We start from the raw sequence: 22523 nt of genomic DNA, 5'->3' as shown, positions 1-22523 counted from the left end.
AGTCCAAGGGTTCCTGCGCAACGCTAATCGGCGCAGGGTTAGCCGGCCCCTAAGGCGAGGCCGAAAGGCGTAGTCGATGGGAATGCAGTTAATATTCTGCAGCTTGGTGGTAGTGACGGATGCCGTGTGTTGTATCTCCTTATTGGATTGGGGGTGCAGCGAAGGTGTTCCAGGAAATAGCTCCACCGTATAAACCGTACCCGAAACCGACACAGGTGGACTGGTAGAGAATACCAAGGCGCTTGAGAGAACTATGCTGAAGGAACTCGGCAAAATGCTCCCGTAAGTTCGCGAGAAGGGAGACCTCAGTTCGGGCAACCGGATTGGGGTGGCACAGACCAGGGGGTGGCGACTGTTTATCAAAAACACAGGGCTCTGCGAAGCCGCAAGGCGACGTATAGGGTCTGACGCCTGCCCGGTGCTGGAAGGTTAAGAGGAGGTGTGCAAGCACCGAATTGAAGCCCCAGTAAACGGCGGCCGTAACTATAACGGTCCTAAGGTAGCGAAATTCCTTGTCGGGTAAGTTCCGACCTGCACGAATGGCGTAACGACTTCCCCGCTGTCTCCAGCATAGACTCAGTGAAATTGAATTCCCCGTGAAGATGCGGGGTTCCTGCGGTCAGACGGAAAGACCCCGTGCACCTTTACTACAGCTTCACACTGGTATTCGTCACGACATGTGTAGGATAGGTGGTAGACGTTGAAACAAGGGCGCCAGCTCTTGTGGAGTCACCCTTGAAATACCACCCTTGTCGTCATGGATATCTAACCGCGGTACAACAATATCCGGGACCGTGTGTGGCGGGTAGTTTGACTGGGGCGGTCGCCTCCCAAATGGTAACGGAGGCGCGCGAAGGTGGGCTCAGAGCGGTCGGAAATCGCTCGTTGAGTGCAATGGCATAAGCCTGCCTGACTGCGAGACTGACAAGTCGAGCAGAGACGAAAGTCGGCCATAGTGATCCGGTGGTCCCTCGTGGAAGGGCCATCGCTCAACGGATAAAAGGTACGCCGGGGATAACAGGCTGATGATGCCCAAGAGTCCATATCGACGGCATTGTTTGGCACCTCGATGTCGACTCATCACATCCTGGGGCTGGAGCAGGTCCCAAGGGTTTGGCTGTTCGCCAATTAAAGTGGTACGTGAGTTGGGTTCAGAACGTCGCGAGACAGTTCGGTCCCTATCTGCCGTGGGTGTAGGAGAATTGAGAGGATCTGTCCCTAGTACGAGAGGACCGGGATGGACGTACCTCTGGTGGACCTGTTGTGGCGCCAGCCGCATTGCAGGGTAGCTATGTACGGAAGGGATAACCGCTGAAAGCATCTAAGCGGGAAACCCACCTCAAAACCAGCTCTCCCTGAAGAGCCGTGGAAGACCACCACGTCGATAGGAAGCGTGTGGAAGTGCGGCAACGCATGAAGCTTAGCTTTACTAATAGCTCGTTCGGCTTGATCCTCTCATTAGTCAATGTTCATCTTTTAAATGCGCCAAAAGGCGCATTAAAAAGATCATCTTAAGTGCGCTACCGCCCTTCGGGCTACTTGAGCGCGTTCAAGATGATCAAACCAAGACCAGTTCACAACAAACTGCGCTTCGCCGGCCTGGTGGCCCCAGCGGGGAGCCCCCACCCGATCCCATCCCGAACTCGGCCGTGAAACTCCCCAGCGCCAATGGTACTGCATCTTAAGGTGTGGGAGAGTAGGTCGCCGCCAGGCCTGCTAAACGCAGTTTGAAACTCTTCAATTTGCTGTCGCTCACGCGCGTACCGCCCTTCGGGCTGCGCTCCGCGAGGGCGGCCTGACCGGCCGGCGGCCTCTTGGCCTTGCCTCCGCTGCGCTCCGGATACCTTGTCCCCCTATCAGCGCAGTCCTCCGGTCAACCCGAAATCACGGGCATGCCCCACATGGAGCAGCCCACGCGACAACCGAAGATCCAAAAGATCGAGGACGCGCAAAACAAAAATAACGCGGGATGGAGCAGCCCGGTAGCTCGTCAGGCTCATAACCTGAAGGTCGCAGGTTCAAATCCTGCTCCCGCAACCAAATAAAACAGCCTCATCCCGTAAGGGGTGGGGCTGTTGTCGTATTCGGTCAGTGGAATACACGATGCGGACCTCCCCGGGCCCCATCAAGGAGGACAACGTCCGACGCAGAAGGGCAAAAAACTCCCAAATCCTGCTCCCGCAACCAAAAAACAGCCGCCCATCTCGGGCGGCTTTTTTGTTGAACGAAACGCACAAAATCTAAACCGGAAAACCTGACAAAGAGACCTTTGGCCGTCCAGAAACAAAACTCCATGCAACGCGGACAAAGCACCGACGCATGGTCCGCCAGATAGGCGTGCGGAAACTCTTGGATGCGGTGTGCGTAAACAGCTCTAAAAACATCAAACCTGATTGGATGCAACAATCAGAGATAGCGGAAATCGCGAAGCTCGCGCCAAAAGACCTCCTGAATGATTAATCTCAAAGCGTGCAGCCCAACAACCGTCCTATCCTATTTGAAACGGTTAAATGGCAGAACCCCTGGGATCGCTTCATGCATGAAATGTCTTTGTGTGAGAATATCCTTGAGATCATTACCGCCCAAGCGGATCAACAAGCGTTTTCGAAGGTAAAACTTGTGCGCCTGGAAGTTGGTCCACTGTCGGGCGTTGAGATCGAGGCGTTGCGTTTCGGTTTCGATGTCGTCATGCGCGGCAGTGTTGCTGAAGACGCCAGATTAGACATCCTCTGTCCTGATGCAACGGCCTGGTGTGAGGCTTGCGAAACAACTGTTCCCATTCTCGAACGTTATGATTCCTGTCCGAACTGCGGGGCTGTCAGTTTAAAGATCACCAGCGGTGGCGAGTTGCGGATCAAAGAAATGGAGGTGTCCTGATGTGTACCGTGTGCGGGTGCGGTCCTGGTGAGACCAGGGTGGAAGGTGCTGACAAGGCGAAGCCCAAGCGCGACGGTGACCATCGGCACACAGGCGATCAATCTCTGAGAAATGGCAGCGATCACCACCACCACTACGGGACAGGTGAAGCCGGTGCGTCCGTGCCCGGAATGAGCCAGTCCCGGATGATCCAGCTTGAACAGGACATCCTGTCAAAAAACAATTCCTATGCCAACGCCAATCGCCGTCACTTCGCCGAGCGGGCGATCTTTGCGCTCAATCTTGTTTCCAGTCCCGGCTCAGGAAAGACAACGCTGCTGGTGGAAACGCTCAAAAGACTGAGTAAATCCCGGCACTGCTACGTCGTTGAGGGAGATCAGCAGACCAGTAACGATGCAGACCGTATTCGAGAGACCGGCGTCACCGCAGTTCAGATAAACACCGGCAAGGGCTGCCATCTTGATGGCCACATGGTCGGTCATGCTATTGAGCATATGTCGCCGTGCGATGGCAGTTTGATCTTCATCGAAAATGTTGGAAATCTTGTTTGTCCGGCTGCCTTTGACCTGGGCGAAGCCCACAAAGTCGTGATCTTGTCTGTCACCGAGGGCGAGGACAAACCGATCAAATACCCGGACATGTTCGCCGCTGCTGACCTGATGCTTCTGAATAAATCTGACTTGCTGCCGCATCTCGATTTTGACGTGGAAGCAGCCAAGGAGAATGCCCTCAGGGTCAATCCGAACATCACTATCCTGACGGTTTCGGCTCGTACGGGCGAGGGTTTCGACCATTGGCTTACCTGGATCAAGGCGGCTCGCACCATGAAGCTGGCCGGACATCCGGTTCTCGGCGCAGCGGAATAGGAGCAGGTCATGTGTCTTGCTATCCCAGCGAAAGTCACAGAACTACTCGACGACGCAATGGCGATCGTCGCCCTGGAAGGGATCAAGAAGAAGATATCTACGGCACTGGTCGAGGACTTGTCCGTCGGCGACTACGTGCTGGTTCATGTGGGCTATGCGCTCCACAAGGTCAGTCCGGAGGAAGCAAGCCGGACGCTCTCGCTCATGGCGGAGGCCGGTGTGCTTCAGGAGGAGCTTGAAGAAATCGCGGAGACATCCAAATGAAGTATGCCGATGAGTTTCGCGACCGGGATCTTGCGAAGTCCATAGCCCTGGGCATTCGTCAGGAAGCTCACCCGGGACGGACCTACAATCTCATGGAGTTCTGCGGTGGACACACACACGCGATCTTCCGGTACGGCGTCAAAGACTTGATGCCGGAGAATGTTCGTTTTGTTCATGGACCCGGCTGCCCGGTCTGCGTTCTACCTGTTCGGCGCTTGGATGACGCCGTGGAAATCGCGGAGCGCCATGGCGTCATTCTGTGCACCTATGGTGACATGATGCGCGTTCCCGGAACAAAGCAACGCAGCCTCATCAGGGCGAAAGCGGATGGCGCCGACATTCGCATGGTCTATTCGACGATGGACGCGCTCAAAATTGCCCGCGACAATCCTGGTCGGCAGGTTGTCTTTTTCGCGATTGGTTTTGAAACCACAACGCCTCCGACGGCAGTCGCCATAAAACAGGCGCGGAAAGAGGGACTGTCCAATTTTTCAGTCTTTTGCAATCACGTTCTGACCCCGTCCGCGATTGGGCATATTCTGGCATCGCCGGAAGTGCGGGATCTTGGAACCGTCCGGATTGACGGTTTTCTAGGCCCCTCTCACGTCAGCTCAGTAATCGGATCTGAACCTTATGAGTTTTTCGCCGAGGAGTTCGGCAAACCGGTGGTGATCGCCGGTTTCGAACCTTTGGACGTGATGCAGTCCACTTTGATGCTCATTCGCCAGATCAACGAAGGTCGTCATCACGTCGAGAATGAGTATACGCGTGTCGTTACCCGTGAAGGAAATCTGAAAGCTCAAGATCTCGTTTCAAAGGTATTCGAGTTGCGCCAGAGTTTCGAGTGGCGTGGCCTCGGCAAAGTGCCCTATAGCGCATTGAAAATACGAAAAGACTTCGCGGAATTCGATGCAGAAAAGCGTTTCGAAGTTTCGGAAAAAGTCTCGCGTGAAGTAAAATCCTGTGAATGTCCAGCTATCTTGCGCGGTGTCAAAAAGCCGACGGACTGTAAGCTTTTCGGAACCGTATGCACACCGGACAATCCGATGGGGTCCTGTATGGTTTCCTCAGAAGGGGCCTGCGCTGCTTATTGGACATATGGTCGGTATCGCGACAAGGCACGTTCGCCCCGGCGGGAGGTGGCAGCATGAATGTCGCGCCATCCGATCTCGGGCGGCGAACGGGCACTGTCGATATGGTGCATGGCGGTGGTGGCCGGGCCATGACTGAGCTCATAAGGGACCTGTTTCAAAGGCATCTAAGCAACCCGATCCTGGATCAGGGCCATGATGCTGCCTTGTTGGAAGCTTCAAGCGGAAGGCTGGTGGTTTCAACGGATGGCCATGTCATCTCACCACTCTTTTTCCCAGGAGGAGACATCGGATCCCTGTCGGTCCACGGAACCTTGAATGACGTGGCGATGGCCGGTGCCAGGCCTCTTTGTCTTACAGCTGGCTTCATCCTTGAAGAAGGGTTTCCCCTTGCCGATCTGGAGCGCATTGTCATGTCCATGGCTGCGGCCGCCAGCGAGGCCGGTGTCCCGGTTGCTACGGGTGACACCAAGGTCGTTGAAAAAGGCAAGGGCGACGGAGTTTTCATCACAACAACGGGATTGGGTGTCGTTCCGGACGGGGTCGAGATATCGGTGACGCGCGCGAAACCTGGCCAGGCGATCCTTCTGTCAGGCTCGATCGGTGACCACGGTGTTGCCATCCTGTCGAAGCGGGAAAACCTGGAATTTGAAACCGAGATTGTGTCTGACAGCAATGCATTGCACACCCTTGTTGCCGATATGATCGAAGCGGTACCGGATATCGCGGTGCTGCGAGACCCGACCCGTGGTGGTCTTGCCGCCACTTTGAACGAACTGGCCAGGGCGGCGGGTGTCGGCATGCATCTCGACGAAAGCGCGATACCGGTCAAGGGCGACGTCGCTGCGGCGTGCGAGTTGCTCGGACTGGACCCGCTTCACGTGGCAAACGAAGGCAAGCTTGTCTGTCTGTGTGAGCAAGCAGATGCCGACAGACTGTTGTCTGTCATGCGGGCGCATCCGCTTGGACGTGACGCCGCGATCATCGGAAGGGTTACGGACGATGAAGCACGGCTTGTCGAAATGGAAACGGAAATTGGAGGTTTGCGGGTCGTAGACTGGCTTTCGGGTGAACAGCTTCCGAGGATTTGCTGATCATGAGGATCCTCCTTCTCTGCCACGGCTTCAATTCGCTGACGCAGAGACTGTTCTGCGATCTCAGTGCGGCCGGGCATGAGGTTTCGGTCGAATTCGATATCAATGATGCGGTGACGGAAGAAGCCGTGGGCTTGTACAAGCCGGAGGTTTTGATTGCACCGTTTTTGAAACGGGCAATTCCTGCAACGGTCTACGAAAACCTGCAGTGTTTCGTTGTTCATCCAGGGCCGCCGGGAGACCGCGGACCGAATGCGCTTGATTGGGCTGTTCTTGACAATGCCGAGACATGGGGCGTGACTGTGCTTCAGGCCGTGGCTGAACTGGATGCCGGCCCTGTCTGGGCCAGTCGCTCTTTCGCGCTGAGGCCGGCCTCAAAATCGAGTCTCTACCGCAACGAGGTCGCGGAGGCCGCGGTGTCAGCGGTCTTTGAAGCCCTTGGAAAGATCGGATGCGGGCAATTTCCCGAACAGATCGTTGAAGATGCCTTCTACTGGCGGCCTTCGGTGCGCCAGGCGGACAGGAAGATCGATTGGCAGAACGACGAAACTGAAACAGTTCTGCGGAAGATCCGCTCGGCTGATGGGATGCCAGGATTACGGGACAAAGTTTTTGGTGAAAATGTCTTTCTCTATGATGCGAGGCTGTGCCGTGAGGTCCTGGAGGATGCGATTGAACCAGGGACTGTGATATTGCGATCAGGTCCGGCGATTGCGATCAAGACTGTCGATGGAGCCGTCTGGATCGGCCATGTCCGCAAAGCTTCCGGAGACGCGGTCAAATTGCCGATGACCAGGAGCTTTGCAAAGCAATCAAGTGCGTTGCCCGATGTGCCTGGCGGCTATCGCGACATCGCTTATGAGATCATCGGTGATGTCGGCTACCTGTGCTTTGATTTTTATAATGGTGCGATGGGGACTGATGATTGCCGGCGGCTTCTGAGGGCCTTTCAGGCAGCTGTTGCCAGCGACGTGAAAGTGCTGGTTCTGATGGGCGGACCGGATCACTGGTCGAATGGTCTCAATCTCAATCTGATTGAAGCGGCGGAAAGTCCTGCTGAAGAAAGCTGGGCCAATATCCAGGCGATGGACGACCTCGCCGAAGCAATCATCAGGACAACAGACAAGTGGATCATTTCAGCGATGGGTGGCAATGCGGGGGCGGGAGGCGTGTTTCTGGCCCGGGCGGCGGATGAAGTCTGGATCAGCACAGGCGTAGTGCTCAACCCGCATTACAAGGATATGGGCAACCTCTATGGCTCGGAATACTGGACCTACCTGCTCCCGAAATATGCCGGTGCGGAGAATGCCAGAAAGATAGCACAAGCGCGCCTGCCAATGGGAGCACGTGAAGCGGTCTCATTGGGTCTGGCTGACAGGCTGTTTGACGATGCTCCCGGCACTTTCAAGGATGCGGTAACCGCTGCGGCAAATGAGCTGGCCGGCGAGAACCTGACTGAACGCTTAAGTGAAAAAAGAAAAGGGCGCGAGCAAGATGAACTGTCGAAGCCACTTGCATCCTATCGCGCGAGCGAATTGGAGCACATGCACAAAAACTTCTTTGGTTTCGATCCCAGCTATCATGTGGCCAGATACAATTTTGTCCGGAAGGTACCGAAATCGCGGACCCCACTGACACTTGCCATTCATCGCAAGGGTAAATCCAAGCGTCGACTGCAAACGTCCGTGGTCGGACCGGCTCCCGAAGTGTTGAGACCGGAAGTGAAATCACACCGCTGGCAGGACTGATGTCAGATCGGAGCAAACAAAAAACGAAAGCCGATTGCGCACCTCTCCAATGGTGTATTGCCAATGGATGATCAGGCATCGAATCCACAAATGCACGCTACGCGAGTTCGCGTTACAGGACTTGTGCAGGGTGTCGGTTTCCGTCCATTTGTTTGGCATCTGGCTGAAGAAGAAGGTCTCAGCGGTAAGGTCTGGAATGATGCGGCGGGAGTCTTGGCAACAGTATGCGGGCCGGAAGACGCCATTATTAGGTTTCTCTGCAGGCTGCGCGCAGAAGCTCCACCCTTGGCCCGGATTGACGACATTAGATCGGAACCCGACACATCCGTTCTCGACGACGCTTTCGCCGGATTTCAAATTGTCACAAGCATCGCAGGAGAGGTGAAAACCGGCATCGTACCGGATGCGGCCACCTGCCCGGACTGTCTGAGCGAAACGTTCGACCCTAAGAGCAGACGTTTCCGTTACCCGTTCACGAACTGCACCCATTGTGGACCACGGCTATCGATTGTCAGCGCCATTCCCTATGACCGTGAAAATACGTCAATGGCGTCCTTTGTCATGTGCAGCCAATGTCAGGCAGAATATGAGGCACCTGCCGACCGGAGGTTCCATGCTCAGCCGAATGCGTGTCCACAGTGCGGGCCCAGGGTTTGGATTGAACAGTCAGGCAGCGAAGTTGGCACGTCTGATCCGATAAAGACGATCGCACGGCGAATTGAAAAGGGCGAGATTGCTGCCGTAAAAGGCATTGGTGGGTTTCATCTGGCTGTTGACGCGAGCAACAGCCAGGCTGTCGAGACGCTGCGAACACGAAAGAATAGACCCCGAAAACCGCTGGCAATCATGGCAAGGGACCTTGATCAGGTTCGGACCTATTGTGATGTTGGTGAAGAAGAAGCGGATTTGCTGACCGCAGCCGCAGCACCTATCGTCCTCCTTAAATCAAAGCAAAATACGGCCCTTGCTTCAGGACTTGCACCGGGAACTGATCGTCTTGGTGTGATGCTGCCTTCTTCGCCTTTGCACCATCTCTTGATGTCGGAACTGCGCAGGCCAATTGTTCTGACCTCAGGCAATTTGTCCGAGGAGCCTCAGGCAACCAAAAATGCAGAGGCCCGCGAGACGCTCGGCCATATTGCCGACGCGTATCTCATGCACGACCGGCCGATCGTGAACCGGCTTGATGACAGTCTCGTCCGGGTGTCCCGGTCCGGCAAAGCCGTCTTGCGCCGCGCCAGGGGATTTGCACCCGCTCCGATCCGCCTGGGAGAGGAGCTCAGGCAATCGTCAGTACCAGTTCTGGCAATGGGTGGAGAGCTTAAGTCGACATTCTGTTTTCTCCGCAATGGGCAGGCAATTGTCTCCCAACACATGGGCGACCTGGAAAACCGCCGGACGCTTGAAGACTTTCAAAAAACGCTCGCGCTTTATCGGCGAATTTACGATTTTGACCCTCAACTGATCGCGATTGACAGTCATATCGACTATTTGTCCACCCAACTCGGCCACAGGTTGGCGGCGGAGACGGGAGCCGAGTTGACCGAAGTTCAGCACCATCATGCGCATTTTGCCGCCTGCCTCGCTGAAGCCGGTGTTTCCCCCGAAGATGAAGCATCACTTGCAATTGTTCTGGACGGATCTGGCCTGGGCACTGACAAGACAATTTGGGGCGGTGAGTTGTTGGTCGGCGGCTACAAACATTTTGAACGCGTCGCACATTTTCGGCCTGTTGCTTTACCCGGGGGCACCGCGGCCATACGTGAACCCTGGCGTAATCTTTATGCACATTTGCAAGCCGCCTTCGGTTCAGACCAGGCATTTGAAATCTGCGACAGCGTTTTCGGTGACCGGTTCGCGGGCAGGAACCTGTCCATCTTGGACCGGATGATCGCCAAGGGCTTGAACGCGCCACTGTCGTCCTCAGCGGGCCGGATGTTTGATGCAGTCGCTGCTGCATTGGATGTTTGCGCGCAGAGGCAAAGCTTTGAGGGCGAAACGGGTCTGACGCTGGAAGCGATGGCCCGGCCATTCGCCTCCATTGAAGAGGGTTATCCGATCGATATCGATGGCGGTGAAACGAAGATTTTCACCTGGAAGCCCCTTTGGGCAACTCTTCTCAAGGATCTTCAAGCAGGTGTCGACAGGGGCAGGATATCAGCAAGGTTTCACGTTGGCCTGATCAACGCGCTCAGCAAGTGCTGCCTGCAAATAGCCCAAGAGCGGAAAGTGAAACGCATTGTCCTTTCTGGGGGTGTCATGCAGAACGAGTTGTTGCTGGATGGATTGGCAGAAAGATTGCGGAACACAGGTATGGAAGTGATCTTGCCTAGAGAACTCCCGTCAAATGACGGTGGCATCTCTCTGGGCCAGGCTGTCATTGCCGCGATCAGGGCCGAGATCTGAGAAGTTCTTTGCGATCCAGGAGCACCTTTTGCATCAAGCGATTTACCGTCCGGCTTAGTCCGTCGATTGGTGCTGGCGGCGCGAAAAAATCTGTTTCGCCATTTCTTGTGCTGGCCGGATTGCTGTAATCGGGTCCAGTGTTTCCGGCCAGTTGATTTCGACAGAACTGCGATTGGACAGGGCTTCCGTGAACGGGATGTTGTCAGTGCTTGCCGCAGCAACAGTTTCCTTGGCAACAGCTCGTGAAATACCTGCTTTGGCCAATGCGAAACTGGCAGCTTCCGCCATGATGGCTGGATTGGCGTCGATTGTTCCGGAAAGTCCGTCGGGCCGGGGCGTCAGACTCTCGGCGAGAGCTTGTGCATGCTGAAGTGACCGGCCGGTGCACAGGAACAGCTGTGGAAGACAGTGCCATTCCAGCGGCCATTTCGCACCGTCGCGTTCCTCGGCGGGATTGGCAGCGATGATGAGGCCGTGTTCTGCTGTGATGCTCAACTGATGGAGCACTTGAATGGTTTCGGCCTGCACAGGGTTGGATTTTTGCGGCATGGTCGAAGAGCCGCCACCGGCGCCGCTCGTGACCTCTCCAATGTCGCTGCGTCCAAGAAGCACCAGGTCCTGGGCCATTTTTGACAGGGCGGCCGTCAATTGTACGAGCCAGCTGGAGATCTTGAGCAACGGCGTTCGGTTGACATGCCAAGAGGGAGAATCTGCAAGCCCAAGTTCCTGCGATAGAGCCTTTGAAACCGCTGGTCCATCAGGATAAATGGCGTTGTTGGTGCCTGACGCTCCGCCGAACTGAACTTTTAGCGCACCGTGACGAAGCTCCGGCAACGCAGCTTCAGCGTCAATCAGTGGATGCGCCCATTGCGCAATTCGGTAACCGAGCGTGATTGGGGTAGAAACCTGGCTCCGGGTTCTGCCCGCCATGAGCACGCCGGCATGTCTGTTACTTTGTCTTTGCAGCGTATCAAGCAGTTTCGCCAGCCGGGCTGAAAGGATCCCGAAGACGGCTTTGGCCTGCATCATCATCGCAGTGTCCATGACGTCCTGGCTCGTCGCGCCCCAATGGAGCCATGCGCCTGCATCCTGACCAACCAACTCACGTAACTCGGTCACAAGAGCCGGTACCGGAACGCCCGCAGCTTGCGTCCCAGGCGCAAGCCTGGCCGGATCGACCCGTGCATGAGCCAGTTTCGTCTCGATTTCGGCGGCCGCGATTGCAGGAATGATCCCGAGTCTTCCCTGAACTACTGCCAGGGCCTGCTCAAACACAATGAAATGCGCGACGTCGCTGTCGTCACTCAAAAGCCGAGCGAGTTCCTCGTCGGCAAAGAGATCAGCATAAACGGGGCTTGAAAAGAGGGAAACAGACATGGCTCTCAAGTTCTAGGTCGTGCCCTGCATTGAGAGCCAAGAGATGTGGGTGGTCAAGCGGCGCGTTGCGGGAGATCCAGCATAGTTCGTGCCTGTTGCCAGCTCGCGACGGGGCGCTCGTACTTGTCGCAAAGATCAACCACCCGCTTGACGAGGGCCGCGTTGGAAGGCGCAAGGGAATCCTTGTCCAGTCTGACATTGTCTTCAAGTCCAGTGCGCGTATGACCGCCGGTGGCCACGCACCATTCGTTGACGTCCAACTGAAACCGGCCAATCCCGGCCGCGCACCAATCTGCGTCTGGCACGAGCCTTTCGACCGTTTTGATGTAGTAGTCGAAGACGTCACGGTCGACTGGCATGGCGTTTTTCACACCCATGACGAATTGCACATAGAGCCTGCCGGGAATGCGGCCGTCCCTGTTCATGGCCGCTGCCTGATGGATGTGGCTGAGGTCGAATGCCTCGATCTCCGGTTTCACGCGATGAGTCCTCATTTCGCTGGACAACCAGTCAACGAGGTCGGGCGGGTTTTCATAGACCCGGGTCGGAAAATTGTTGGAGCCGACGGAAAGCGAAGCCATATCTGGTTGCAGGGGCAACATTCCGCCGCGCTCGTGTCCGGCCCCCGATCTGCCTCCCGTTGAAAACTGGATAATCATGCCGGGGCAATGCTTCGCCAGGCCTTCTTTCAGGCGGGCGAATTTTTCCGGGTCCGATGATGGTGTTTGGTCCTCATTGCGAACATGGGCATGAACGATTGCCGCACCAGCTTCAAAAGCCTCGTGGGTGCTTTCCACCTGTTCTTCAACCGATATGGGGACGGCGGGGTTGTTCTTCTTGGTTGGCACCGACCCGGTGATGGCGACACAGATGATGCAGGGTTTGCTCATGGCGGTTCTCATTATTCCTGTGTGCGCTGGACACTGGTGAAGTCAGGCCTTCGCTCTGAGGCTGCACGTTGGTCCATTCATTGAGAGGTCGGTTTAGGGACCCGTTTGCTAGACGTCGAAAAAGACTGTTTCGTCTTCACCCTGAAGTTTAATGTCAAAACGGTAGACAGTCTTGCCGTCACGTTCTGTTTTTTTGGCCAGAAGTGTCGCGCGCCGCCGCTCCCACTCGATCAGATTTAGAACAGGATCCTTGGCATTTGCCTCGGGCTCATCTTCAAAATAAAGCCTCGTGTTGAGACCGATATTGATGCCGCGGGCGACGATCCAGAGATTGAGATGCGGGGCCTGATGTGATGCGTCCCTGCCGACGGTAGATCCCGGTTTGACGGTGTCAAAGCCCCATTCACCTGTTTCGAAATCGGTGATGACGCGGCCCCATCCTCTGAACCCGTCTTCAACGTTTCCACCACCTTCCGGGTGAGCATAGTGCCCGTCGGCGTTCGCCTGCCAGACTTCCAGCATGACATCCTTCACCGGGCTGCCTGTGCCGTCCATGACAATACCTTCGACACGTATTCTTTCACCTTTCGCGTGTGGGCCGGTAATGTCCCATCCAAGTTCCTGGCGATAGATGTCAAAGCCAGCTGCACCCGGTGCCAGCCCGATATGGACGTAGGGACCGGCGGTCTGTGAGGGCGTTTCTGCCAGATAGTCTAATTTTTGTGGCATCGGTCAGTTCCCTTCCAGACGGTTCTCGAAAAGGGTCGAGCGACGCCCGCGCAAGATAACGTCGAATTTGTAGGCAATGGTATCCAGCGGGATCGTCGCATTCATGTCCAGCTTCGCAATCAGCTGCTCAATCGCGCCAGGATCCGGTATCGTTTTGACTATAGGACACTCGGGAATCAGTGGGTCGCCTTCAAAGTAGCACTGTGTAATCAGGCGTTGGCAGAACGCGGTTCCGAAGATCGACATGTGTATATGGGCGGGACGCCAATTGTTGACCCAGTTGCGCCAAGGGTAGGCGCCGGGTTTGACAGTTCGGAAATAGTAGTAGCCATTCTCATCGGTCAATGTCCGGCCGCAACCACCAAAATTTGGATCGATCGGAGCAAGGTACGTATCCTTCTTGTGGCGATATCGACCGCCCGCATTTGCCTGCCAGATTTCAACCAATGTATTGGGTATCGGCCGGGCGTTCTCGTCCAGGATCCGGCCATGCAGGATGATCCGTTCGCCGATCGCGCTTTCGCCCGGTTGCGCATAATTGTAGATCAGGTCCCGATCCATCGGGTCGAGATCGTTGTGACCAAAGACAGGCCCGGTTGTCTCGGAGACCGAATTCTGAAGACTTATAAGGGAGTATTGCGGAGACCGTGAGACAGAGGTCTTGTAGTCCCGCGTGAGAGCCGGCGGATGGCGCTCGCGATTGCGTTGATAGAACTCGCCCGGTTTGAGCATATTTTCTCCCTTTCTGGAGTCGAGAAAGCTACCCTTCCTCGGCTTCCATCTCCGCGTAAGTCTGTTTGGCCAGTTTCAGCGCCTGGTTTGCACGGGGAACTCCGGCGTAAATGGCAACGTGCTGAAAAGCTTCCAGAACGTCCTCCTTGCTAGCGCCCGTATTGGCCGTTGCCCGAATATGCATTGGGATTTCTTCAAAGTTACCGAGTGCGGCCAGCAACGCCAGAGTGAGCATGGATCTTTCGCGCGCATTGATCCGCCCTGAACCCCAGACATTCCCCCAGGCTGCTTCGGTGATTAGCCGTTGGAATGGTGCATCGAACTCCGTTTTGTTGTCTTCAGCACGGTCGACATGATCGTCACCCAGAACTGCCCGCCGAACCCTCATGCCACTTTCATATCGATCCGACATGGAGGTCCTCCTTCAGGAAAGTCTTCAGATGGCCGGCAAAGACGTCAGGCTGTTCCACACACGGCAAGTGCCCCGCATCGGAAATTTCCACATAACGGCTCCCCGGTATCAGAGCTGTTGTCGTGCGAACCACCTCTGGCGGGCTGGCAAAATCGTTAGAACCGCCAATCCCAATTGTGGGCAGTCGCAGCTCGGACGTCGAACCCGTCAGGTCGGCATCCACGATTGCGTTGCAGCAGCCAATATAGCCGTCCGCGGGTGTCCGGGTCAGCATGTTACGCCAGCCTCTGCATTCGGTTGTTCCGCGAAATGGTTCGCAAAACCAACGGTCCATGACAGCGTCGGCGATGCTTTCAAGGCCGCCACTGCGGATCCGCGAAATTCGGTCCCGCCACATCGCTGCGTCACCCATTTTCGCACCTGTGTTTGATAAGACCAGTCCCCGGACAAGGTCCGGCTGGCGGTGCGCAAGCATTTGCCCGATCATCCCGCCGATGGAGAGGCCGACAAACGCACATTCGTTGACACCGATCAGCCCCAGAAAGTGCTCCGTGTCTTTCGCCAGAACTTCCATGGTATAGGGTCCTGGGGGGCAGGAAGACAGGCCATGTCCTCGTTTGTCGAACCTGATCAGGCGAAGACCGGCATGCGGCAGTCGGTCGATAATCTTGTCCCAGAGCCTCAGATCGGTACCCAGGGAATTGGCGAAAACGACTGCAAACCCATTGGGGTCTCCATCTTCGTGCCAATGAATGTCGACCTCAGGAAGGTGTACTATCTGCATCAGTAGGGCAGTCCTACGTAGTTTTGTGCGAACCACCTCTGAGCCGTCTCGTTGTAATGAAGCGACTCAATCTCCGCTCTTTGCATCTTGAGATCGAATTCGGATTGGTCCGGAAACCGATGCAGCATGTTGGTGGTTGCCCAACTGAACCGTTCCGCCTTCCAGATCCGGGCGAGAGCTTTTTCCGAATAAGTGTCGATGCCGTGCGTGTCACCGTCCCGATAGTATTGAACGAGACCTTCATTCAGATAGTGCACGTCGGACGCAGCTGTGTTGAGGCCCTTGGCACCTGTTGGCGGCACAATATGGGCGGCATCCCCGCATAAGAACAGGCGGCCCCAGCGCATAGGTTCGCAGACAAATGAGCGCAGTGGCGCTATTGATTTTTCGATGGATGGTCCCGTTACCAGACTGTCGGCGATCGCTTCGGGAACACGCCGCTTGAGTTCATCCCAAAACCTGTCATCGCTCCATTCCTGAAGATCGTCATTTAGTCCGCACTGAACATAGTAGCGCGACAAGCTATCGTTGCGCATCGAACAAAGCGCAAAACCCCGTTCAGAATTGGCGTAGATAAGTTCTTCATGGACAGGTGGCGTCTCGGAAAGGACACCGAGCCATCCGAAGGGATAGACTTTTTCGTACTCTTTGAGCACGGTGTCCGGAATGGTTTTGCGGCTGACCCCGTGAAACCCGTCGCAACCGGCGACGAAGTCACAATCGATCCGGCGCGCACTGCCGTCCACATTGAAGGTGACAAACGGATTGTCCGTATCGGCGTCACGGATCTCAACATCTTCGACTTCAAAAACTGTTCGGCAACCGGCGGTGTCCCGAGCATCATAAAGATCACGCGTGACTTCCGTCTGCCCATATACAATGACGTTTTCGCCGATCAATTTCTGGAAATTGATATCGAACATCTCACCGTCATATGAAATACAGGTGCCATGATGGATGAAGCATTCCGTGTCCATGCGCTTGCTGACACCGGCCTCGCGCATCATGTCCACCAGGCCGGTCTCCAGAATGCCTGCCCGGATGCGACCCAAAACGTAGTCACGTGTCTTGCGTTCAAGGATCACTGTCTCGATCCCCTTCAAATGAAGAAGCTGACCAAGCAGAAGACCTGAAGGGCCTCCACCGACAATGACAACTTGTGTACGCATGTATTTCTCCTCACCTGAATTCATATTGAATGAACGAATTTGAGAAGTAAAATGAGATATAGAGCCTCTTACTTTCCAAAACAGATAACTAAATGATCGATCGGCGCATCAAATTCCGACACATTCAGTGTCTCGTCGAAATTGCCCAGGAACGCAGCTTGAAGCTGGCCGCGGACAAGCTGGGCCTGACACAGCCTGCCGTGTCCAAGACATTGAAAGAGCTTGAGGAAATCGTCGGCGCGACACTGATGACCCGCAATCGGGCGGGGATAGTCCTGACAAAACAGGGCGAGGTGTTTCTACACTTCGCACAGATTTCCCTTGCCAGTCTGCAGCAAGGCCTGGATGGGGTAGAGAGGGAAGGGGCTCAGGCACGTGCAACATTGAATGTCGGCGTCCTGCCGAGCGTGGCAGCCAGCCTTATGCCGCCGGTCATTCGTGAATTTTCCGAGATGGCGCCACATGTGATGGTTCGGATCATGGATGGTCCGCATTCTCACCTGATCGAACATTTGAAGCTTGGCAAGTTGGACCTGGTCATCGGACGTCTCGGTCGACCGGCATCAATGGAAGGTGTTTCCTTCACTCAGCTCTATTCAGAACGTGTCGATCTTGTGGTCCGTGCAGGCCATCCCCTCCTGCAAAACCCGGACATCAAGCGCATCATTGATTGGCCGGTTATCTATCCGCCGGAAGGCGCAGCGATCACGCCTCTGGTTGAACGTTTTATGATTGCGAATGGCGTCGGCGACATTCCCAACAAGATCGAAACGGTCTCGGGCGCATTCGGCAGGATCTACACACGCCGAACCGATGCCGTCTGGATTATCTCATCGGGTGTCGTTCAAAACGAGACCGCTGACGGCCATCTTGTTCGCCTGCCATTCGATACGGACATTACCAAGGGCCCGGTCGGTTTGATGACGCGGCCGGAGACCCCTCAACGACCGGAAGAGCAGGTGTTCCGCCTCGCGGTGCAACGCGTGATCGAGGACCTCATGCTGAGCTCCTGACCCTTGCATAAAACCAAATGAGGTGTGTCGAATGAATTCTCGATGGCACCTGGCCAACTTGAACTATGGTCTGTGTGCGCTCCGATGTGCCCTGGGAGGTGCACTGAATTCCTGTCTGTAGGCGCGGGTCAGTGCACTGGCATTTCGATATCCACATCGCGTGGCGATCTCCGCAACACTCAATCGTGTCAGCTCGACAAGACGGCGTGCTTCCCGCAACCGGATCGCCTTATAGACAGCCAGCGGGGGCATCTTCATCTCCTTTTGAAAATGACGCTCAAGCTCACGCTGATCGATTTTAAGGCGGTCGGCCAATTCCGGTATCGTCAAGGGTGTCTCTATGGTCCGCCGCATCAGCGCAGTGGCACTACCAACCAGTTTGTCCGAGCTCATTCTTAGATAGGGGTCTTGCAGGTCAAGCTTGTCGCCATGCATGAAAAGAGCACCGACCTCGAGTGAGAACATCGCGCTGTGTTGCCGCTTGATCATTTCGAGCGTCAGTTCGATGGCTGTTGAAGCACCACCGCACGTCGCCAGATCCGTAGTCAATACAAAACGGTCCTCCAGCACATCGATGTCGGGAAAGGTTTCAGCGAAATGCGTAAACTCATCCCAGTGGATCGTTGCCCGTCGCCCGTCGAGCAACCCGGCCATCGCCATCAGCCAGGCGCCCGTATCCAGTCCCACGATCAGTTGAAAGCGATCTCTTGCGGCACGAAGGGCCTGGTTCAGTTTCGGTGTTGCCAGATCCCGAAAGCCATAACTTGGCATAAGAAAAAGGATGTCGCCTCGAGGCCGGACTTGCGGCCAGGAAGAGGTCTCGACAGGGAGCCCGCTTGACGACGTGACCGTGCCCCCATCCATGCTGAAATACTGCCAGGTGTACAGCGGTTCCCGGGCAATCGTGTTGGCAGCTCGAAACGGCTCAATCGTGTTTGCAAGGCAATGATTTGAAAATGCCTCAAACAGGAGAACGGAAATTTTCCGGCGATCTGGACGAATTTCCGAAAATGGCATGAAAAAACTCCAAAACAGCACGATTTTTCAGATTGTGTTGTCTCATGCTGTCTGCCTTGGCGCAACAGGAGCTGCCGCATGCAATTTGGTTTGAGCGAAGAACAGGACATGATCGTTTCTACGGTCAGGTCATTCGTCGAAAACGAAATCTATCCTCACGAGCAACTGGTGGAGCAGACCGGTGACGTGCCGCTGGAACTGGGTGAAGAGATCAAGCGCAAGTGTCTGGATCTTGGATTTTACGCCTGCAATTTCCCGGAAGAGGTTGGGGGCGCCGGTCTGAGCCACATGGATTTCACGCTTGTGGAGCGTGAACTTGGTCGCGGGTCGATGGCGCTGACACACTTCTTCGGCCGTCCGCAGAACATTTTGATGGCCTGTGAAGGCGACCAGCGGGAGCGCTATCTGTTGCCCGCCGTGCGGGGTGAGAAAATGGACGCCCTCGCCATGACCGAACCGGACGCCGGATCAGACGTCCGCGGGATGAAATGTCAGGCGGTACGTAAGGGTGGTGACTGGGTCGTCACCGGTTCCAAGCACTTCATATCCGGCGCGGAACATGCCGATTTCTTTATCGTGTTCGTTGCAACGGGGATCGACGAGACCGACAAGGGTCCAAAAAAGCGCATCACGTGCTTTCTGGTCGATAGGGACACGCCAGGTTTTGAAGTCCGGGACGGTTACAAGTCCGTCAGCCATCGCGGCTATAAGAATTACAGTCTCTATTTCGATGGCTGCCGGTTGCCGGATGCCCAGGTGCTCGGCAGGGTCGATGGTGGTTTTGAGGTCATGAATGAATGGCTCTACGCCACGCGGTTAACAGTTGCGGCCATGAGTGTCGGCAGGGCGCGGCGCTGTTTCGACCATGCCGTTTCCTATGCTGTCGACCGAAGGCAGTTCGGTCAGCAGATCGCAAAATTTCAAGGTGTCAGCTTTCAGATCGCGGACATGATCACGGAAATCGATGCGGCCGACTGGTTGACACTGGCAGGTGCCTGGCGGCTGGACGAAGGCCTTCCGGCAAACAGGGAGATCGCAAGCGCGAAGCTCTATGCAACGGAAATGCTGGCAAGGGTTACGGACGCAACGCTTCAGATCCATGGTGGCATGGGCCTCATGGATGACTTTCCGATCGAACGTTTCTGGCGAGATGCACGCGTCGAGCGAATTTGGGACGGCACCAGCGAAATCCAGCGTCACATTATCAGTCGTGATCTCTTCCGCCCCCTTGGAGCTTGAAGATGCGCACGCTTGAACGCCTGTTGCGCCCGAAATCCATTGCCGTGATCGGCGGAGGCAGCTGGTGTGAAAACGTGGTTCGTGAATGCCGGAAATTCGGCTTCGATGGCGAACTCTGGGCCGTTCATCCAACGCGCGCGGAGATCGCGGGATGCGCCACGATGCCCTCGCTGAACAGATTGCCGACGGTCCCTGACGCCGTCTACATTGGCGTCAATCGGAATGCGACAGTTGACATCGTCAGAGAACTTGCGGCCATGAGCGCCGGTGGAGCGGTCTGTTTTGCATCAGGCTTTCAGGAAGCGGCAGCCGAGTTGTCCGACGGAGCCGATCTTCAGTCCGCACTTGTTGAGGCGGCAGGCGACATGCCGATTCTGGGCCCCAACTGTTATGGCTTTATCAACGCGCTCGATGGTGCTGCTCTCTGGCCGGACCAACATGGTCTTGAAACAGTCGACCGCGGGGTCGCAATTGTCTCTCAGTCTTCCAATATCGCCCTGAATCTGACGATGCAGGCCAGGGGTCTGCCGATTTCCTACCTGGTCACGGTAGGCAATCAGGCCCAAACGGACATGTCACAGATCTGCGAAGCACTCCTGGAGGATGACCGGGTGACTGCGCTCGGTCTGCACATTGAAGGAATTGGTGGCCTTGGCCATTTTGAACGTTTGGCACGCAGAGCCAATTCAATGGGGAAGCCGATAGTTGCCCTTAAAGTTGGAAAGTCGGAACAGGCGCGCCGCGCCGCGATTTCTCATACGGCTGCAATCGCGGGGAGTGCGGCCGGCTCCTCGGCCCTTTTCAAACGGCTTGGCATCGCCGAGGTCAGCAGCTTGCCGGTGTTGCTGGAGGCTTTGAAACTGGTGCATGTGACCGGCGCGCTTCCGAGTGCGGAATTGGCGTCCATGTCCTGTTCAGGTGGAGAGGCCAGTCTGATGGCAGATACGGCCAATGACCGATCTATCCGGTTTCCGGACCTGACCGAAACCCAGACAGATCTTCTTCGCAGTGTGCTCGGTCCCAAGGTTGCTCTCGCGAATCCTCTCGACTACCACACTTACATTTGGGGCGACGTCGATGCCATGAGCCGCACATTTGGCGCTATGATGTCTGGTTCGGCGTCTTTGGGCATCGTCGTGCTTGATTTCCCGCGACAGGACCGTTGTTCGGCCGAAGAGTGGCTCAAGGTGATCGACGCGATCGAAATCGCCGCCAAACAAAGCGGCAAACCAATAGCTGTCTTAAGCTCACTGTCAGAAACTTTGCCTGAAACAATTGCACGCGATCTTGTCAATCGGAACATTGTGCCCTTGTGCGGCATGTCGGAAGCGCTCGAAGCGATTGGCGCTGTTGCTTCCTGCAATCGAACGCTTCCGGAAAATGACATTCTGGTGCCTGAATCCCTCGGTGAAACAATCACGTTGACGGAACACAGTGCAAAGGACGTTCTTTCTGCGTATGGCCTCCAGGCACCGAAGAGACGCCTCGCACACTCTTGCCAGCAGGCTGTCGAAGCAGCCCAATCAATCGGCTTGCCAGTTGTTTTGAAGGCCACAGGTTTCGCTCACAAAACCGAAGCGGGTGCCGTTGCTCTCAACCTTGGTTCGTTGGATGACGTGAAAGAGGCAGCCATCGGAATGCCGGCATCATCTCTGCTGGTTGAGGAAATGGTTTCGGACGCGCTTGCCGAACTGCTAGTGGGTGTCGTTCAGGACCCGGCCCACGGATATGTTTTGACGCTCGGTGCCGGTGGCATCCTGACCGAACTGCTTGATGACAGTGTCTCCTTGATATTGCCGACCAACCCCGCGGAGATTGAAGCGGCACTTGGCTCCTTGAAGATCGGCAAGGTTTTGAAGGGGTACCGGGGCAGGCAGGCGTGCGATTTTCCAGCGATCATTTCTGCCGTCATGGCAGTGCAGGCCTTTGTGTCATCTGTGCCGAGCGAGGAAGTTGAAATCAATCCGTTGTTGTGCGGAGAGGACTTTGCCATCGCGGCCGATGCGTTGATCAAGTGTGGAGCGGAATATGAACGATGAACCGATCAAGGTCCGCAAGGGCGGACATGTTCTTGAAGTGACACTCGACCGGCCCAAGGCAAACGCCATCGACCTGGCCACCAGCCGGATCATGGGCGACGTCTTCACGGAGTTTCGTGATGATCCGGAGTTGAGGGTGGCCATTGTCACAGGCGCTGGCGAAAAGTTCTTCTGTCCCGGCTGGGATCTCAAGGCTGCGGCGGACGGCGATGCGGTCGACGGTGACTATGGCAAGGGTGGGTTCGGTGGCCTTCAGGAATTGCGCGGCCTGAACAAGCCCGTGATCGCCGCGGTCAATGGCATCTGCTGTGGCGGTGGTCTGGAACTGGCGCTTTCCGCTGACATCATCGTTGCTGCGGGTCACGCAACCTTTGCCCTTCCGGAAATTCGCTCCGGTACGGTCGCGGATGCGGCCAGTATCAAATTGCCGAAACGCATCCCCTACCACATTGCCATGGAAATGCTGTTCACCGGTCGATGGTTGGATGCGGAAGAAGCCGCACGTTGGGGTCTGATCAATCACATCTATCCCGCAGACGATCTGATGAACGAGGCGCGAAAGCTTGCTGAACTCCTGGCATCCGGTCCGCCCCTTGTCTACGCAGCAATCAAGGAAGTCGTGCGCGAAGCAGAAGACATGAAATTTCAGGACGCGCTGAACCGCATCACCAGAAGTCAATTTGAAACGGTTGAGACACTCTACCGGTCCGACGACCAGAAGGAAGGCGCACGTGCCTTTGCCGAAAAACGAGATCCGGTCTGGAAGGGCCGTTAGG

At 55.8% G+C, this 22523-nt stretch carries 19 protein-coding genes, 1 tRNA gene and 2 rRNA genes (1 of these 22 cut by a window edge); 14 read left to right on the top strand and 8 right to left on the bottom strand.

Annotation, left to right across the window (positions count from 1 at the left end; all coding sequences use genetic code 11):
• From K1718_RS01320 to hypF, 10 genes are all read left to right on the top strand, one after another.
• Window positions 1-1454, top strand: a 23S ribosomal RNA gene (locus K1718_RS01320); it begins 1270 nt to the left of the window's first position.
• Between the two features lie 144 nt (window positions 1455-1598).
• A 5S ribosomal RNA gene (gene rrf / locus K1718_RS01315) occupies window positions 1599-1713 on the top strand.
• A 250-nt stretch (window positions 1714-1963) separates the two neighbouring features.
• Window positions 1964-2040: transfer RNA gene (locus K1718_RS01310), tRNA-Met, on the top strand.
• A gap of 429 nt (window positions 2041-2469) precedes the next feature.
• Window positions 2470-2877 carry a hydrogenase maturation nickel metallochaperone HypA gene (gene hypA / locus K1718_RS01305; RefSeq protein WP_335343013.1) on the top strand — a complete coding sequence of 136 codons (408 nt, stop codon included), beginning with the start codon at window positions 2470-2472 and terminating at the stop codon, window positions 2875-2877.
• Window positions 2877-3743, top strand: a complete 867-nt coding sequence (gene hypB / locus K1718_RS01300; RefSeq protein ID WP_152499036.1) for a hydrogenase nickel incorporation protein HypB — start codon at window positions 2877-2879, stop codon at window positions 3741-3743. The genes hypA and hypB overlap by 1 nt, the downstream gene beginning before the upstream one ends.
• Before the next feature lie 9 nt (window positions 3744-3752).
• Window positions 3753-4007 (top strand): HypC/HybG/HupF family hydrogenase formation chaperone, encoded by a 255-nt coding sequence (locus K1718_RS01295; protein WP_152499035.1) that lies wholly within the window; start codon window positions 3753-3755, stop codon window positions 4005-4007.
• Window positions 4004-5158 carry a hydrogenase formation protein HypD gene (hypD, locus tag K1718_RS01290; protein WP_265679988.1) on the top strand — a complete coding sequence of 385 codons (1155 nt, stop codon included), beginning with the start codon at window positions 4004-4006 and terminating at the stop codon, window positions 5156-5158. Before K1718_RS01295 ends, hypD begins: the two co-directional genes overlap by 4 nt.
• A complete protein-coding gene (gene hypE / locus K1718_RS01285; RefSeq protein ID WP_265679989.1) occupies window positions 5155-6192 on the top strand; it encodes a hydrogenase expression/formation protein HypE in 1038 nt (345 codons plus the stop codon). The genes hypD and hypE overlap by 4 nt, the downstream gene beginning before the upstream one ends.
• A 2-nt stretch (window positions 6193-6194) precedes the next feature.
• On the top strand, window positions 6195-7940 hold the full coding sequence (locus K1718_RS01280; RefSeq protein ID WP_265679990.1) for a hydrogenase maturation protein: 1746 nt from the start codon (window positions 6195-6197) through the stop codon (window positions 7938-7940).
• A gap of 90 nt (window positions 7941-8030) precedes the next feature.
• The gene (hypF, locus tag K1718_RS01275; RefSeq protein WP_265679991.1) at window positions 8031-10346 is read left to right on the top strand and encodes a carbamoyltransferase HypF; all 2316 of its coding nucleotides are present in this window, start codon (window positions 8031-8033) and stop codon (window positions 10344-10346) included.
• A gap of 54 nt (window positions 10347-10400) precedes the next feature.
• Here hypF and K1718_RS01270 read toward each other — a convergent pair whose 3' ends face one another.
• The 7 genes from K1718_RS01270 to pobA all read right to left on the bottom strand — a co-directional run bounded on the left by K1718_RS01270 (window position 10401) and on the right by pobA (window position 16439).
• Window positions 10401-11723: a lyase family protein gene (locus K1718_RS01270; RefSeq protein WP_265679992.1), complete on the bottom strand. Its 1323-nt coding sequence runs from the start codon at window positions 11721-11723 to the stop codon at window positions 10401-10403.
• A 53-nt stretch (window positions 11724-11776) separates the two neighbouring features.
• Window positions 11777-12613, bottom strand: a complete 837-nt coding sequence (locus K1718_RS01265; protein WP_265679993.1) for a 3-oxoadipate:acetyl-CoA acetyltransferase — start codon at window positions 12611-12613, stop codon at window positions 11777-11779.
• 108 nt (window positions 12614-12721) lie between these two features.
• Window positions 12722-13342, bottom strand: a complete 621-nt coding sequence (gene pcaG / locus K1718_RS01260; protein WP_265679994.1) for a protocatechuate 3,4-dioxygenase subunit alpha — start codon at window positions 13340-13342, stop codon at window positions 12722-12724.
• A 3-nt stretch (window positions 13343-13345) separates the two neighbouring features.
• Window positions 13346-14074 (bottom strand): protocatechuate 3,4-dioxygenase subunit beta, encoded by a 729-nt coding sequence (gene pcaH / locus K1718_RS01255; RefSeq protein WP_265679995.1) that lies wholly within the window; start codon window positions 14072-14074, stop codon window positions 13346-13348.
• A 28-nt stretch (window positions 14075-14102) separates the two neighbouring features.
• Window positions 14103-14486, bottom strand: a complete 384-nt coding sequence (gene pcaC, locus K1718_RS01250) for a 4-carboxymuconolactone decarboxylase (protein ID WP_152499026.1) — start codon at window positions 14484-14486, stop codon at window positions 14103-14105.
• Window positions 14470-15270: a 3-oxoadipate enol-lactonase gene (gene pcaD / locus K1718_RS01245; protein ID WP_265679996.1), complete on the bottom strand. Its 801-nt coding sequence runs from the start codon at window positions 15268-15270 to the stop codon at window positions 14470-14472. The genes pcaC and pcaD overlap by 17 nt, the downstream gene beginning before the upstream one ends.
• A complete protein-coding gene (pobA, locus tag K1718_RS01240; RefSeq protein ID WP_265679997.1) occupies window positions 15270-16439 on the bottom strand; it encodes a 4-hydroxybenzoate 3-monooxygenase in 1170 nt (389 codons plus the stop codon). The genes pcaD and pobA overlap by 1 nt, the downstream gene beginning before the upstream one ends.
• A 92-nt stretch (window positions 16440-16531) precedes the next feature.
• Here pobA and pcaQ point away from each other — a divergent pair, with 92 nt between their 5' ends.
• Window positions 16532-17452, top strand: a complete 921-nt coding sequence (pcaQ, locus tag K1718_RS01235) for a pca operon transcription factor PcaQ (RefSeq protein ID WP_152499023.1) — start codon at window positions 16532-16534, stop codon at window positions 17450-17452.
• A gap of 63 nt (window positions 17453-17515) precedes the next feature.
• Here the strand turns inward: pcaQ and K1718_RS01230 are convergent, their stop codons facing one another.
• Window positions 17516-18469 (bottom strand): GlxA family transcriptional regulator, encoded by a 954-nt coding sequence (locus tag K1718_RS01230; RefSeq protein ID WP_265679998.1) that lies wholly within the window; start codon window positions 18467-18469, stop codon window positions 17516-17518.
• 78 nt (window positions 18470-18547) lie between these two features.
• Between K1718_RS01230 and K1718_RS01225 the strand changes: the two genes are divergently transcribed.
• From K1718_RS01225 to K1718_RS01215, 3 genes are read left to right on the top strand one after another with little or no spacing between them, the layout of a single operon-like run.
• Window positions 18548-19708 (top strand): acyl-CoA dehydrogenase family protein, encoded by a 1161-nt coding sequence (locus tag K1718_RS01225; protein ID WP_265679999.1) that lies wholly within the window; start codon window positions 18548-18550, stop codon window positions 19706-19708.
• A complete protein-coding gene (locus K1718_RS01220) occupies window positions 19705-21747 on the top strand; it encodes an acetate--CoA ligase family protein (RefSeq protein ID WP_265680000.1) in 2043 nt (680 codons plus the stop codon). Before K1718_RS01225 ends, K1718_RS01220 begins: the two co-directional genes overlap by 4 nt.
• Entirely contained in the window at window positions 21737-22522 is a 786-nt protein-coding gene (locus K1718_RS01215) for a carnitinyl-CoA dehydratase (RefSeq protein WP_265680001.1), read from the top strand. Before K1718_RS01220 ends, K1718_RS01215 begins: the two co-directional genes overlap by 11 nt.
• Window position 22523 lies beyond the last annotated feature (1 nt).

Origin of the sequence: Roseibium porphyridii, assembly GCF_026191725.2 — a bacterium.
In the GTDB taxonomy this organism is placed as follows: Bacteria; Pseudomonadota; Alphaproteobacteria; order Rhizobiales; family Stappiaceae; genus Roseibium; species Roseibium porphyridii.
This window is presented reverse-complemented; position numbering and strand designations above follow the sequence as displayed.

Bases quoted from the DNA above. Each gene is read 5' to 3' on its own strand.
- hypB (WP_152499036.1), top strand. From the start codon at position 2,877: ATGTGTACCGTGTGCGGGTGCGGTCCTGGTGAGACCAGGGTGGAAGGT.
- K1718_RS01295 (WP_152499035.1), top strand. From the start codon at position 3,753: ATGTGTCTTGCTATCCCAGCGAAAGTCACAGAACTACTCGACGACGCA.
- hypD (WP_265679988.1), top strand. From the start codon at position 4,004: ATGAAGTATGCCGATGAGTTTCGCGACCGGGATCTTGCGAAGTCCATA.
- hypE (WP_265679989.1), top strand. From the start codon at position 5,155: ATGAATGTCGCGCCATCCGATCTCGGGCGGCGAACGGGCACTGTCGAT.
- K1718_RS01280 (WP_265679990.1), top strand. From the start codon at position 6,195: ATGAGGATCCTCCTTCTCTGCCACGGCTTCAATTCGCTGACGCAGAGA.
- hypF (WP_265679991.1), top strand. From the start codon at position 8,031: ATGCACGCTACGCGAGTTCGCGTTACAGGACTTGTGCAGGGTGTCGGT.
- K1718_RS01270 (WP_265679992.1), bottom strand. From the start codon at position 11,723: ATGTCTGTTTCCCTCTTTTCAAGCCCCGTTTATGCTGATCTCTTTGCC.
- K1718_RS01265 (WP_265679993.1), bottom strand. From the start codon at position 12,613: ATGAGCAAACCCTGCATCATCTGTGTCGCCATCACCGGGTCGGTGCCA.
- pcaG (WP_265679994.1), bottom strand. From the start codon at position 13,342: ATGCCACAAAAATTAGACTATCTGGCAGAAACGCCCTCACAGACCGCC.
- pcaH (WP_265679995.1), bottom strand. From the start codon at position 14,074: ATGCTCAAACCGGGCGAGTTCTATCAACGCAATCGCGAGCGCCATCCG.
- pcaC (WP_152499026.1), bottom strand. From the start codon at position 14,486: ATGTCGGATCGATATGAAAGTGGCATGAGGGTTCGGCGGGCAGTTCTG.
- pcaD (WP_265679996.1), bottom strand. From the start codon at position 15,270: ATGCAGATAGTACACCTTCCTGAGGTCGACATTCATTGGCACGAAGAT.
- pobA (WP_265679997.1), bottom strand. From the start codon at position 16,439: ATGCGTACACAAGTTGTCATTGTCGGTGGAGGCCCTTCAGGTCTTCTG.
- pcaQ (WP_152499023.1), top strand. From the start codon at position 16,532: ATGATCGATCGGCGCATCAAATTCCGACACATTCAGTGTCTCGTCGAA.
- K1718_RS01230 (WP_265679998.1), bottom strand. From the start codon at position 18,469: ATGCCATTTTCGGAAATTCGTCCAGATCGCCGGAAAATTTCCGTTCTC.
- K1718_RS01225 (WP_265679999.1), top strand. From the start codon at position 18,548: ATGCAATTTGGTTTGAGCGAAGAACAGGACATGATCGTTTCTACGGTC.
- K1718_RS01215 (WP_265680001.1), top strand. From the start codon at position 21,737: ATGAACGATGAACCGATCAAGGTCCGCAAGGGCGGACATGTTCTTGAA.